This is a genomic window from Nicoliella sp. ESL1106, from assembly GCF_058509965.1.
The window spans coordinates 350,546-364,080 of sequence record NZ_CP196340.1 but is presented as its reverse complement, the minus strand read 5'-3'; the positions used below and the strand labels follow the sequence as shown (position 1 = coordinate 364,080).

The window sequence follows — 13,535 nt, the reverse complement described above, 5'->3', positions numbered from 1 at the left end:
TTAAATATGTTATAAAATTCAAATAAATATTTGTGATAATATATTATAAAATAATTTTAATCAATCTACTTCAACCCATTAAAATCACATCAGCGATGTTGTTAAGAAATCTTTTGACAAACAGGTGTGCATTTAAACGAGAATTAAGGATAGAAGATGTAGTTATATAATTGTTGACCATGAGACTGGAACCCAGGAAAAGCTGGCAAAATTGTACTTATTTTTTATTTTAAAATTTTTATACATCGTAATATACTATTAATTGTAAAAGTTAATTAAAATATCGGAGGAAGCCATATGAAAATAAACAATCTAGTAACGGCATCAATCGTGGGAATAGCTTTATTCACAACTGGAGCATCATTTACATCTGCAAATGCTAGTACTTGGCATAAGGGCGTCCCTAGTGCAATCACTAATGATGAAAAGCACACTTGGTTGAGCAATAAGAAGATTAAAGGAAAGAATAATCTTTATTATCGTACGAATATAAGCTTTAACTATGGGACTGTGGCTTCTGATGCTAGCGTTTTCAAAAATAACGGGAAGGGTTATAAAACTCTGCACTCTGCTTACCCAATCTTAGGGGTTCCATATTATAAGAAAACAGGTAAGAGCACCTACCAATTAAAAGCAACTCAAACTCAATCTACATCAGATGCTAAAGATATGATGAAAGTCACTAAAAGTGGCAAGCATTTAAAGATTTGGTTGAAAAATACTAAACAATGGAAATTCTTAGGAACTTTTAAATTAGTTAAGGATGAATTCACCTACAAGGTTGATCCTTTCAAATAATCAAAAACCCGCCATGAACGTGGCGGGTTTTTTTATCAACAGCTAGTTTGACAAGCACATTTGTTTAGGTGTAAAATTGAGCCAATACTAGGTTTGGTGGCACTATATAGCTACCCGTAGATTTCTGCGTGAGAGGTTAAAGCAGCCTAACCATAAAATGTTTCGTGAGTGAAAATAATTTCATTCCGTAAGTGCTGGACATGCGAACGACAAATACAGCACAATAAACAAAATCTCTGTTAGGGCAATGCCATTGATTGAAAAATCACGAGCTATGAGGGTAAAAATAAGTAGTTCCATAATGATCGTTAATCGAAAGTTATGTTGGCTGATGAGCAGAAACCAGGTGGGGCTGGCTGCTTGTAAGGACGTTTTTACTATAATTATAGGAGAAATATTATACATAATTAAGTTCTACTATTAAAAAAAATAATATTGATAAGTGGACTCCGCTTAAGTACGCGGAGTCTTATGACCATATTTGTAATAAATGTTATATGTTTTATATTTAAGTTTATTACTAATAATATCTTATGTTTATTCCACTTAAGTACAAGTGGATTCGCAATAGCTATTCATCAATATGCACAATCAAGGATAATGAATACAAAAATTTAATATGTAACTATTAAAAAGTAGCTGTAATGTGTTTGCAACTGCTTTTTTTGATATCAATTTTAGAAAGGATGCTTCTAATATGAAAACTGAAGATTTCTTAATCGAGCTTCAATGTACTAATGACCCAATTGCCTTTAACAAAATAAAATCCCTATTAGATAATATCATTTTAATAAACAGTGAAAGTCCTAATAAGGAATTCCAGCTTTCAAATAATATTGATCAAAATAAGGATTGGAAAAGGTTAATGATTAAAATGAACCTTCTTGCAATCACAAGCAATCATTCTCAATCAGCAACAAGAGTTTTAAAATTTCAATATGAAACACTGCTACTCAAAACTTTCTCGACCAAATTGATTGCACCGAATCGAGTATATGTTAAATGGATGCCAAAAGATCAAATGTATTGTATGAAGAATACTGCATTTAATAAAGCTTTTCGTGGTTATCGAGCGCTTTACAATCATTTTGAAGCCATTAATCATAAAATTGTATTCTATGATAAAGATGAAATCTTAAATAATAGTTTTGATAAATATCCAAAATCAATTACTTATAATGAATTCGTAAATCGGCTCAATAAATTGAATAATACTCTTCATTATGCAGAAGAATAGCATTGAGTAACTAGTTCTGGTGAATTTAGGAGCGTTCGATTCGTTCCCTAGCTGTTAAAATTTATAAATCAAAAGGAGTGATAACATGGGAGAAATAAAAATATATACTAGATCAAATTCCAAGACAGTAAATAAACCAAAGGGAAAGTCCTTTACCTATGACTATGTGATTGAATTTGATACAGCAAGTGGTAATAATCGCTTACGTCAAAGTAGTAAGCATCCAGTCAGAAACTCAAATCGAAATCAAATGGCGGTTTATGCACTTTATTATGCATTGATTAAAGCCAGTCAAGATTTTAATCTCAGTACTAATGATTTATACGTAACCACTAATTCAAAGTTTGTCTATAATGCAACAAATTCATGGTTAAACAAGTGGTTAAAGAATAACTTCAATGGTATTCAAAACGCTAAACAGTGGGCAAGCATCGTTAAAATGTTAGCTAGTGCTAATTCATGGAAACTTGAGTTAGTTGATTTCAATCAAGCCCTTAGCCACCATTAAAAAGATCAATCTTCAAATGGGACTGTGGGTTAGGTACGCCCACAGTCTAAAATCAAATCTGTAAGGATTGAAACATAAATATTTTAGAAAGCAGTGGTAATAATTATGAACCATTGCTTTTTTGAATTAACTGAAGTGCGGCTAGAAAGGCAGCCGCACTAAAACCAATTATGAAAGTTATGAAAGTTATTAATAGAAAGGAAGTTTTATAAATGAACACTAAAGAAGTATTGAATAATATTAACATTACATCTAACCCTAATGAACTACAAACTATTGTAAATGCAGTTGAAAAAATTAAAAATGATAATCAACTAGATAAGAAGCTACTCTGTTCCCCTAATTCAGATAACAGTCCAGCTTGGCATCAACTGTTAACTAAAATGAACATTCTGCCCAGCACTAGTAATTATTCTGATTCAGCAACTAATATTTTAAAGGATAGATATAAAAAAAGATTATTAGATTTATTTGAAACTAAGATTGACCATTCAAATGAAGTTAATATTAAAATCAATTCTAGTCGAGATGGTTATTGTATTAAAGATAAGTATTTATTGAATTCATATAGAGGATACTCTTCAGTTCGCCACTATACCAGTCAGATTAAATCATTAATCTCATTTTTTGATAAAGATGAAATCATTAAGATGAAGTTTAATAGCTATCCTAAGGCAATCACATACAAAGAGTTTGTAAATCGATTTAATGCATTGAGTCAACTTGTTCAACAATAATCTAGAATTCAAGGCTAGGTTATTATAAGCTAGTTTCGGAAAATTCAGAAGCGTTCGACTCGCTTCCTAGCTATTAGGTGTGTTCATCCCACCTATGATCAGATTCCTTTCTTTTGGACATAGTTTATTATTTGGTTACGGCAGCTAGTTTCGGCAAATCCAGGAGCGTTCGACTCGCTTCCTAGCTATTAGGTGTGTTCATCCCACCTATGATCAGATTCCTTTCTTTTGGACATAGTTTATTATTTGGTTACGGCAGCTAGTTTCGGTAAATCCAGGAGCGTTCGACTCGCTTCCTAGCTATTAGGTGTGTTCATCCCACCTATCATCAACTCCTTTCCAATTTGATATAGTCTATTGTTTGCTTACGGCAGCTAGTTTCGGCAAATTCAGAAGCGTTCGACTCGCTTCCTAGCTATTAGGTGTGTTCATCCCACCTATGATCAGATTCCTTTCTTTTGGACATAGTTTATTATTTGGTTACGGCAGCTAGTTTCGGCAAATTCAGGAGCGTTCGACTCGTTCCCTAGCTATTAGGTGTGTTCATCCCACCTATCATCAACTCCTTTCAAGTTTGATATAGTCTATTGTTTGGTTACGGCAGCTAGTTTCGGTAAATTTAGGAGCGTTCGACTCGCTTCCTAGCTATTAGGTGTGTTCATCCCACCTATCATCAACTCCTTTCCAATTTGATATAGTCTATTATTTGATTACGGCAGCTAGTTTCAGCAAATCCAGGAGCGTTCGACCCGTTCCCTAGCTATTAGGTGTGTTCATCCCACCTATGATCAGATTCCTTTCTTTTGGACATAGTTTATTATTTGGTTACGGCAGCTAGTTTCGGTAAATCCAGGAGCGTTCGACTCGCTTCCTAGCTATTAGGTGTGTTCATCCCACCTATCATCAACTCCTTTCCAATTTGATATAGTCTATTATTTGGTTAAGGCAGCTAGTTTCGGTAAATTTAGGAGCGTTCGACTCGCTTCCTAGCTATTAGGTGTGTTCATCCCACCTATGATCAGATTCCTTTCTTTTGGACATAGTTTATTATTTGGTTACGGCAGCTAGTTTCGGCAATTTAGGAACGTTCGACTCGTTCCCTAGCTATTTTTAAATATAAAAGCACGTCATCTTATTTTTCGGATAACGTGCTTTTATTTTTTATTCTACCATTAAATTAATATCATTTAACGTTCGTTGCTATTTGGTAGCTCCGTATACTTCCTTTGCAATTCCGAATGCTGACCATGCTTTAGGCCAACCAACGTAAAAGGAGAGGTGGGTGATCATTTCAGAAATTTCCTCTTGGGTAATGCCGTTGTTTTTACCGATCGTCATGTGGGGCTTCAACTGAGCGAAGTTACCACCTGAAATCAAAGCGGAAATCGTGATCATGCTCCGATCATGTGCGGAGAGTTTATCCGTTCTGGACCAAACTTCTCCAAATAAAACATCATCGTTCAATTCAGCGAACTTAGGGGCAAAATCACCTAAGTTATCGTGTCCAGCAGTTTGTTTAGCCATTACGCATTATCCTTTCCCTGCTTAAACGCAGCTTCAAATTGTTCGTCTGAAACGGCTTCGAGCCATTCTGGAGTCCCAGTGGTGATTGCAACGTGGGCAAACCAACTATCTGGGGTAGCGCCGTGCCAGTGCTTAACACCATCGTGAGTAACAACAACGTCGCCTGGATGAAGTAGTCGCGCAGGCTTACCAGCTTCTTGATAAAGGCCCTCACCACCTGTGACCAACAAGATTTGGTAGCCATCGTGGTGAATATGCCAGTTGTTCCGACAACCTGGTTCAAAAGTAACATTTCCAACGCCTACATTAACTTCTTTTTCAGGGCTCACCAATCCATTTAAGTAACTTTGACCCGTAAAATATTTTGCGTATGCATCATTTTTGGGCCCTAAACCGAATAGGCCACCGTTTTGTTTAACATCTTCATTTTTTGCCATTATTCAACATCTCCCTAATTATTAAATCGTTGTAAGTAGTGTTCAAAATCCTCTGAGACAGTATGATTGAGCTTACCATCGTACCAATCGATCTTATGCGATAACACGGCCAGATTGGCTTGCATCTCACGGATTTGAGATAAACTACGGGCTTTGACTGATGCCAATAGTTTACGTCGTTCCGAAATCGTCCCATCCCCCTGTGCCCGTAACTGGACATAGCGTTTGATTTCTTCCATCGACATCCCAGTCCCCTTGAGGTGCAGTAAAAAGCCGATCCACTTAACATCTTGTTCAGTATAGTAGCGGCGGTCACGCTCATCGCGATCTGGTACGATCAAATGCTCTCTTTCGTAATATCTCAGTGTATAGGTAGTCAGGCCAACTAAGTTAGCGAATTCGCCAATTGAATATCTTTGCATTGCAAAACTTCCTTTAATCAATTGATTAGTTTTAATTTACCACTTATAGTTAACTTTAAGTCAAGGATAAAGGACTAAAAAAAGCCGCTTCATTCGAAGTGGCTTTAAATCAATTGTTCCGTTCATATAAGTAGTACTTTAGAACGTATTGTTGAACAGAGGACGTATATTTTAAAACCGTCGCAGTATCAACTAGGTGGTAGTAACGTCGCAACGTTTTATTGGATAATTTCTTTAACGAGCGTTTCGTGGCGCTGCCAGGTTGATCAGGCGGTAATGAGATCGTTAACACAAATTTATTTTTTAATGAACGGAGCTGTTGGCCCTGTGAGTGTTTCATTGGTGGATAGTCCAAATTATTTTGCACAAAGTACTTGGAATGGGGAAGCGTGCCCAAAGTAGTATATAAACTCACGTCAATCGTCCGATACGCCAGCAATGAACGGTCACTACTACGGTTAATCAGCTTAGCGAAGCGTTGCTGATATGGCACCGTTGCTTGATGATCAACACTATAAATTTCATTATGCGGATATAGTTTTGAATAACGATAATTATGGTTGGTAGCTAATAAACCACATGCTGAAAGTATCACTAATAGGCAAATCAAAAATGGATTTTCAATTACCATCTTAGGAAGTCCCCTTTGCAACAAACTTCCGATAATCACCACAATCAAAATGCTAAAAACAGAAATTAAAGTGTAATAATAAGTGGCCGTTACCTTTACGGTAATAATCGATAATGTTTCCAAAACTAAACTGGTCAACAGTGCGCTTTTAATCGTCCAGTTTACCTTTGGTAAAATTAAAATTGCTAGCATCGTTGCCAATACGATTATTTCGACCCATCGGGCGACCACATCAGTTTGCGGTAATTTAATCAATTGGGTTAGATCAAAATTACTGTGTTGATAGTATTTTACGTTGAACCAAAAGTAGACCTTCAGCATCGTAAGTAAACTACCGTGCAATTGATACAAAATAAGTATTGGTAACGTAACGACTGTATACCCCAAGAAGCCCCATCCCATCAATTTCAGCAGGTCTTGATATCGTTTTTGCAATAGGTAGGCAATCATTAGCACCAATCCAATCCCAAACCATGGAAATAAAAAGGTGTACTTGATCCAAAATGCGACCCCTACAAAGAATCCCTGAATAAACAAAGTGGACTTAGTAAATTTTAGGTCTTGATGTTTGAGCAACTGATAAATCATCAATAGTAAAAATGGAATCACAATGCTCTCTGGAGTATCACCATGTTGGAAGAAATATTCATTGAACATCAGTGGAATTATAAACAAACTCAATGGATATGCTAAGCGACGACGCATGAAATGATTCAAGATGCAATAGGATAACACTAAATCAAGGCACAGCAAAAGCGATTCTAGTCCGTAGATTAAAATAAACGAACGATAACTAATTAATGCGTTCAATGAATATAACAGATAAATTAGCGGGCCCCGATTATCAAATAAATTTTGGTATGGCATTAAACCATGCAAGAACCCCTTTCCAACGGTCATCATTATGTTGGCGTCTGGAGATGGGTTCGTGGCATAAAGTGGTGAAGAAGTAGATAAAAAAAGCATTAGGAAGAAACTCACCAATAACGTCCCAAGTAAAGTTGGCCAGTTCAGCCCTGTGTATTGTCGTTTCATTAATTCAAATCTCCAAATTTTAAATATCAACCTTATTATAATCTAAAATACCGCTAGTTGTCTTTACTTTCATTAAGACGGATTTATAATTAGTTGTTAAGTATTTTTTGTAATTGAAAGGAAGCTAAGTATGAGAATTGGAATTACTGCAGACATCAATATGGATGTTACCCCGAATTTTAGAATGACTAGGTCCCACATTGCCCAACGGACCTTGGTCAACGCCCTAACCGAAAATGGCATCGTGCCAGTTGTATTCCCAGTCGTTAAACCAGAAATGGCGCCAGAATTACTCGAAACTGTCGATGGCGTTATCTTTACCGGGGGCGCCGATGTATCACCGATCCTATATAATGAAGAACCAGCCGTCAATAGCGGGATCTCATATTTACCCCGTGATTATTTTGAAATGCAGTTAGTTAAATCCGCCATTGAAATGGGCAAACCGATTTTAGCTATTTGTCGGGGACTACAAATTGTCAACGTTACCCTTGGTGGGACCCTATACCAAGACCTAAACAGCCAGTTTCAAGCAACTGACCATCCATTAATTCAGCATACCCAAAAATCAATCGGCTTCATGCCAACCCATCACATTAACGTTGATAAAAACAGTCAATTAGCCAAAAGTATCGGAACCCATCCCCTCGTTAACACATTCCATCATCAAGCAGCTAAGCAAGTCGCCCCTGCCCTTCACATCACAGCAACCGCTCCTGATGGGGTCATCGAAGGGTTAGAGAACGATGATGCTTCAGTCCAATGTGTCCAATGGCATCCCGAAAACATCTGGAAACACATGCCCGAAGAAAACCAATTATTTAAAGACTTTTTCCAACGCGCTCAAAAAATGAGCCATTAGTTTCGTAAAATGTTCATAAAGCATTGATATGGTCGCACTTTTCTTGTATAATTCTTTTTTGTAATATATTAAGGAGTGTTTAATTATTATTCAACCCGACAAGAATATCGAGCAGTATCATGCTAAAAACAACCGTAAAAATAAGATTTTACATTTTTTATACTATTTTATTGCCATTTGGATCGTTCCTAGTTACCTCGAATTTCTCCATGTTGGTGGAATGAACTTTCCGCTGATCTCAATCGTATTATTCCTCACCGTTGCCACGTTTGGAATCATCCATCGTCAACACCTTACGATTACTGGTAACAAAATGTCTGGAACCTTTTTATTCACTTGGGCGATTCTTTGTATCCTAAATTTTGCAATTAATTTATTGAACAATACGATGATATCTACGTTAGGTAACCAAACACAAGAATTTGAAATTGGCTATCTAATCGGATTAGGCTGTTTTGCGATATTCCTATCATACGCAATGACCATCCTAATCTTCTATGAACCAAAAGCATAAAATGATAACGAAAAACGTTTGACTAAATTTGTAATCAATAGTATTATAATAAGCGAAGACAAACATATGTTCGTTCTATCTATAATAAAAAAGATGATTTTCCTCCCCCAAGGTTAATCATCTTTTTTATTTGACCTCAATTTTCAAAGCAGCATAACCAAATTTAAATTTTAATTCTGGATCAGCAATGTAAACTTGAAAGCCTGGCTTTTTACTGAATTCCACCGCTAACTTATGAATTTGCCGTCTGGAGTTCACCATTAGAATCTTGCCACTACCATCCTTTTGGATCAACCTCGCCACTTCATTACAAATCGCAATTCTACGCTTATGGTTAGTAATATAAAGCTCGGTTTGCTTACTATAATTACCAGTAATCACATCAAAGCTATCATCTGGAAATGGTAGGGAGGTAATGTCTCCTCGCATAACATTAACACGATCGCCAACCCGACGCTTATAAACATTATCACGCGCATGGTTAGCAGTGCCTTGATAAGCATCTTCGATTCCAGTAATTTTACCATTTAAAGCGGCCTTGGCTAAACGAATGGTTGAATAACCAGTTCCTACACTTAAATCAAGCCCCGTTCTTACTGACAATAATTCTTGGTCGGTCAAAAGGCTGTTAATGATTTGAAACTTCCGAAATGTTTTAATTACTGCTAATCCCGAAATCAATAAAAAGATTATTACTAGCCACCATAACTTCTTAAAATCAGAAGCCGATAATACAATTGCAGAAATAACTCCGGTATAGAACCAGTACGGATCATCTAGCCCATACATATATAGTTTTTTTATCATTTTTAATCACTCTCATTTATACTATTATTATTCTATGATAACAAATTATTTTCCATTGCACCAAAAAAGCCACTACTAAAATGTAGTGACCATGATTTTTAATAATGTTATTTAATACTAGTTAAATCAGATTGAGCAAGCCATTTGTGGTTCTTATAAACGGTACTACTATTCGTCGCCTTGAAATCAACCATGTAGGCAGGGCCCTTCTTGATTGAAACGATCTTACCCTTGGCGCCCTTCATTCCACTCATGTGATCGGCTTCAACGGTAATTTTGGTGCCCACCTTTAGTTGACCCTTTTTAGCCGTCTTAATTTCTTTATCAACTACGTACTGATGGTTCTTAACTTCAGATCCACCGTTCGTAGGGGTGAAGTCAATGGTATAAAGATCAGTATTGTATGCACCCGTAACCGTGGCAGTGGCTCCCTTCATTCCAGGCATATGGCTAGCCTTAATCCTTACCTTAGTGCCCTTTGGGTACTTGGCATTTTTGGCGGTTTTAAGTCCCTTTGGAGCCTTGCCACCATTCGTTTTCATTGTCATTGAGCTCATATCCATTCCGCTCATGCTACTTGAGCTGCTCTTCATTGAGCTCATATTCATTGATGAACTGCTCATCTTTGAACTGGAATGACCACTCATTGCATTAGCCCCTGCTGGAACAACTAATAATGCTGATAATGCTACAGCTGCGATTCCAACAACCATCTTTTTACTGTTCATTAAGATCAACTCCCATGCTATTAAATTAATTTACGTTTACCATTGTAGACTATTGAAATTTCAGTTGCAAATATGTTGTACACAATCTTTAAGGATAGTTCTAACCTTAGACGAATGTCTATATCCATGTTAAAATGAACCAGAATTAAATATTAATGGAGGAATTAATTTATGAATTACAAAAATGCACTAGTAGCATTAGCTGCTACTGTCACATTGGGAATAACTCCTGCATTAGCAGGTGTAAATGCAAATGCAGCTAGCACCCAAAAAACTAGTAAGAAGACTAGCAAGATTACTAGTAAGAAAACTAGTAAAAAGACTAGTACAACTACTCCAAAGGCATCTTCATCATATTGGACAAAAACTGCTAGATATGTTGAAACAACTAAGGATGTCAAAGGATACGTTGGTAAACTTGTTACCCAAACAGTTAATGGCCAAAAAACAAAAGGGGTTGTTTTGACCAAAAAAACTAAAACAATCAAAAAGGGATACAAATCCTTTATTATAAGAAGTAATAACGTTTGGATGTTTGTTAAGGTTGATAAAAAGAATGTTCCTACCTACTACATCATAAATGATTCTAAACTAACAAATAGCTCAAGTTGGTTGAAGGTAACTAAACAAGCTACTAGTTCTACTACCAATAATAATAGTAGTAGTAACAATAGTAGTAAAAACACTAGTAATAATTCATCAAATAACACTAACAGCACCAACAACAAACAAGTCGTTACAGTAAGTAGTAATTACCAAACCGTTACTCCTGACATTTACCAAGCAACTGACTATGGTAATGCATACCTAGCATTTAATTCCAAGGCATACACCGCTAATGGTGTTACCATTAATCCTGGTGATCAATACCAAGTTAAGGCTATTAATACTGGAAGTTCACTTCTATACCAACTCCAAATGGGTGGTCAAACGGTAACTGTTCCTGAATCAAATGATCTTCAATTCACTAACATTAATGTTTTCCCATATACTAGTACCTCTTCAAGTAACAGCTCAAGCTCAAGCTCATCAACTACTTACTATCTTTCTAAGTATGCTCCTGATTCATCAGATGCAAAGGTATCTAGCACATTCAAAGCATCGAATGGTACTTTATGGTATGTAGTAAAGAATGCTTCAGATAAAACTCCTACTAACATTTACGTTTACATCTCTGACCAAAACAAATGGGTTAAGCAAAGCGTAAGTAACGGTCAAATTGTTTACGACTACAAATAAGCAAAATTAAAAGAGGCTCTGATTTAAAATCAGCACCTCTTTTTTTATACATATTTTTATTCAGATGCTTCGATTGCACCAGCAATGTCATCCTTTGAAAAATCATGATTCTTAAATTCGGCATTGTTAACTGGTAGAGATTGGTCTAGATTTTCAAACACTTGAATTTCAGCTGAACCATTAAAGCCAGTGAAATCAAGGATGTGTCCACCTTGTGAGAGATCATCCGCTAAGAAGTGGCTATGAAAGCCCCCCACGGCAACCCCGTTGAATAATTGAGGAGAGTAATAAGCAACCACGGTCCCAGTTTTATCAGTTCCATCAAAGACGTGTTGCTTCCCAGCACATTCAGCTAAGGTTGGGTATGGCTTTTCTTGCTTGTAGATTGAACGGGTCTTCATGGTCTTGAAAGTGCCATGAAGCTGAATTGAAAAGAAGCTGTTTTCCAAGCCCCCTGCACTAAGGATTGCTTCTGGAAACTTAGCAAAGTCCAAATCAGTAAACTGCTTAAAAGGCTTGTAATCAGCAAAGTGCATGTTCCCGAATGGCAGTGTAAAACTACTGTCTAGCTTGTTGACGTTGCCTGCCCCATCAATTTGGTAAGGAGTGCCATCAACAACGATCAATTCGCCATCAAGACCCTCTCCCGTTCCGATTCCAGTATCACCATGTTTCATAAATTCGTCCATTTTAATAGTTCCATCAAAAAGACCAGGAACTAGAAGGGCTAATGTTCCGTGTTGAAATAATGTTTTGGTATCTTTCATTTCAAATCCTCCTAATTTAACACGTAGTAGCTACGTTACTTTAATATTGTTTCATAATTTATGGTATTATACAAAAATTTAAAACCTGACAAATAAAAAAACATTGCCATCATAGCAATGCTTTCAATCAATTTAAACGATCCGTCTAACTACGTGATTGACCCTTCTTGACCAGTGTGGATCTGATAAGCTAGAGATGCCAACCCCGTGCGTATCGGTCGATGGGGAGTCATTTAAGAACAGCCCCCGACCAAGATAAATTCCAACGTGACAAAATGCCCCCTCCTTCTTATCGTTAAAGAAGAAGATGTCACCACGTTTCATACTATTGTAGTTTACCGAACGTCCTTGCCTAGCTAAAGTATAAGTAGTAGTAGATGCTACTGGACCAACGTTGACCCCTGCTTTAGCGTAAATATATCTAATGAATGAGGAGCAATCAAAATGATGCCCAGCAATACTGGCTGCATTTCTACCTCCACCCCATGAGTAAGGTGATTTGCCAACCAATGCTTCACCAGCTTTAATTGCAGCTTCAATTTTAGCATTCCCACTGTCTAACCCACTAAGGTCAAATTCCATGTCTTTGCCATCAATATAATAATCAGTGCCATCCTTAGTTACTCGGAAATAGCCTTCTTTTTTGTTGGTGTACTTACGGTAATTAACGGTCAACCATTGATCAGTTAACCCTAAGCTACTTGCAGTCCCCAGTTTTTCAGCATCCTTAGTTTTAGCTGGCGCAGAATAAACATTAGCATCTGCATTCGTAACTTTCATTTTTGCACTCATGCTGCCTTGTTCTTTAACATATTGCTTGTCTGCACTTAACTTACTGACATTATTAGCTTTCAAAGTGCTACTGTTGACGGCCTTACTTGCAGCTGAACTTAACTTATATGACTTTGCATAACTAGCACTAGTTTGTTGCCGATTATCAGCCGAACTTGCATTACTACTATTGGATTTAGTTGAATTTGTACTATTTGAAACGGGTTCACTCTGCCCACTAGCGGCTGAGCTTGCGCTACTACTATTAACATTAGCATTACTGCTTTGCGTAGATGTAACAGCTGCATTACTAGCAGCACTAGCATTCGTATCCGCTAACACACGGCTACTACCAATTGTCAATGCGCCAATAAAGGTCGCAGTTGTAATTGAAAGCGTATAGATGCCGCGCTTTATTTTATAATTTAAGATTTTTAATCACTCCCGTACTTTCCGAAAAAACAACATCATAATTATATAATATTAAATATTCTGTTATAAAGATTAATCATAAAATG

The 13,535-nt window shown here is 36.8% G+C and carries 15 protein-coding genes; 7 read left to right on the top strand and 8 right to left on the bottom strand.

The features are described 5' to 3' along the window. Positions 1 to 297: 297 nt before the first annotated feature. The 4 genes from ACSVI6_RS01725 (at position 298) to ACSVI6_RS01710 (ending at position 3,280) form a co-directional block, all read left to right on the top strand. Positions 298 to 798: a hypothetical protein gene (locus ACSVI6_RS01725; RefSeq protein ID WP_491720825.1), complete on the top strand. Its 501-nt coding sequence runs from the start codon at positions 298 to 300 to the stop codon at positions 796 to 798. Between the two features lie 697 nt (positions 799 to 1,495). Continuing rightward, positions 1,496 to 2,035, top strand: coding sequence for a hypothetical protein (locus ACSVI6_RS01720; RefSeq protein ID WP_491720824.1), 540 nt, complete (start codon positions 1,496 to 1,498; stop codon positions 2,033 to 2,035). 85 nt (positions 2,036 to 2,120) lie between these two features. Beyond that, positions 2,121 to 2,543, top strand: a complete 423-nt coding sequence (locus ACSVI6_RS01715; RefSeq protein WP_491720823.1) for a ribonuclease H family protein — start codon at positions 2,121 to 2,123, stop codon at positions 2,541 to 2,543. A 212-nt stretch (positions 2,544 to 2,755) separates the two neighbouring features. Beyond that, a complete protein-coding gene (locus ACSVI6_RS01710; RefSeq protein WP_491720822.1) occupies positions 2,756 to 3,280 on the top strand; it encodes a hypothetical protein in 525 nt (174 codons plus the stop codon). A 1,200-nt stretch (positions 3,281 to 4,480) separates the two neighbouring features. Here the strand turns inward: ACSVI6_RS01710 and ACSVI6_RS01705 are convergent. The 4 genes from ACSVI6_RS01705 to ACSVI6_RS01690 form a co-directional block, all read right to left on the bottom strand. After that, on the bottom strand, positions 4,481 to 4,804 hold the full coding sequence (locus ACSVI6_RS01705) for a carboxymuconolactone decarboxylase family protein (protein ID WP_491717003.1): 324 nt from the start codon (positions 4,802 to 4,804) through the stop codon (positions 4,481 to 4,483). Further along, complete coding sequence (locus ACSVI6_RS01700; RefSeq protein ID WP_491720821.1) at positions 4,804 to 5,241, bottom strand: cupin domain-containing protein; 438 nt, start codon at positions 5,239 to 5,241, stop codon at positions 4,804 to 4,806. The genes ACSVI6_RS01705 and ACSVI6_RS01700 overlap by 1 nt, the downstream gene beginning before the upstream one ends. Positions 5,242 to 5,255: 14 nt before the next feature. Continuing rightward, positions 5,256 to 5,663 carry a MerR family transcriptional regulator gene (locus tag ACSVI6_RS01695; RefSeq protein WP_491717001.1) on the bottom strand — a complete coding sequence of 136 codons (408 nt, stop codon included), beginning with the start codon at positions 5,661 to 5,663 and terminating at the stop codon, positions 5,256 to 5,258. Between the two features lie 109 nt (positions 5,664 to 5,772). Beyond that, on the bottom strand, positions 5,773 to 7,329 hold the full coding sequence (locus ACSVI6_RS01690; protein ID WP_491720820.1) for a hypothetical protein: 1,557 nt from the start codon (positions 7,327 to 7,329) through the stop codon (positions 5,773 to 5,775). Between the two features lie 130 nt (positions 7,330 to 7,459). Between ACSVI6_RS01690 and ACSVI6_RS01685 the strand changes: the two genes are divergently transcribed. Both ACSVI6_RS01685 and ACSVI6_RS01680 read left to right on the top strand, forming a co-directional pair. Then, positions 7,460 to 8,191 carry a gamma-glutamyl-gamma-aminobutyrate hydrolase family protein gene (locus ACSVI6_RS01685; protein WP_491720819.1) on the top strand — a complete coding sequence of 244 codons (732 nt, stop codon included), beginning with the start codon at positions 7,460 to 7,462 and terminating at the stop codon, positions 8,189 to 8,191. A gap of 220 nt (positions 8,192 to 8,411) precedes the next feature. Further along, the gene (locus ACSVI6_RS01680) at positions 8,412 to 8,705 is read left to right on the top strand and encodes a hypothetical protein (RefSeq protein WP_491716998.1); all 294 of its coding nucleotides are present in this window, start codon (positions 8,412 to 8,414) and stop codon (positions 8,703 to 8,705) included. A gap of 126 nt (positions 8,706 to 8,831) precedes the next feature. Here ACSVI6_RS01680 and ACSVI6_RS01675 read toward each other — a convergent pair whose 3' ends face one another. Then, positions 8,832 to 9,512 (bottom strand): class I SAM-dependent methyltransferase, encoded by a 681-nt coding sequence (locus ACSVI6_RS01675; RefSeq protein ID WP_491716997.1) that lies wholly within the window; start codon positions 9,510 to 9,512, stop codon positions 8,832 to 8,834. A 107-nt stretch (positions 9,513 to 9,619) separates the two neighbouring features. Continuing rightward, positions 9,620 to 10,240, bottom strand: coding sequence for a YdhK family protein (locus ACSVI6_RS01670; protein ID WP_491716996.1), 621 nt, complete (start codon positions 10,238 to 10,240; stop codon positions 9,620 to 9,622). Positions 10,241 to 10,411: 171 nt separating this feature from the next. Here ACSVI6_RS01670 and ACSVI6_RS01665 point away from each other — a divergent pair, with 171 nt between their 5' ends. Next, on the top strand, positions 10,412 to 11,479 hold the full coding sequence (locus ACSVI6_RS01665; RefSeq protein WP_491720818.1) for a hypothetical protein: 1,068 nt from the start codon (positions 10,412 to 10,414) through the stop codon (positions 11,477 to 11,479). Between the two features lie 56 nt (positions 11,480 to 11,535). Here ACSVI6_RS01665 and budA read toward each other — a convergent pair whose 3' ends face one another. Both budA and ACSVI6_RS01655 read right to left on the bottom strand, forming a co-directional pair. After that, a complete protein-coding gene (budA, locus tag ACSVI6_RS01660; protein ID WP_491720817.1) occupies positions 11,536 to 12,246 on the bottom strand; it encodes an acetolactate decarboxylase in 711 nt (236 codons plus the stop codon). Between the two features lie 132 nt (positions 12,247 to 12,378). Next, positions 12,379 to 13,380 carry a C40 family peptidase gene (locus ACSVI6_RS01655; protein ID WP_491720816.1) on the bottom strand — a complete coding sequence of 334 codons (1,002 nt, stop codon included), beginning with the start codon at positions 13,378 to 13,380 and terminating at the stop codon, positions 12,379 to 12,381. Between the last annotated feature and the right edge of the window lie 155 nt (positions 13,381 to 13,535).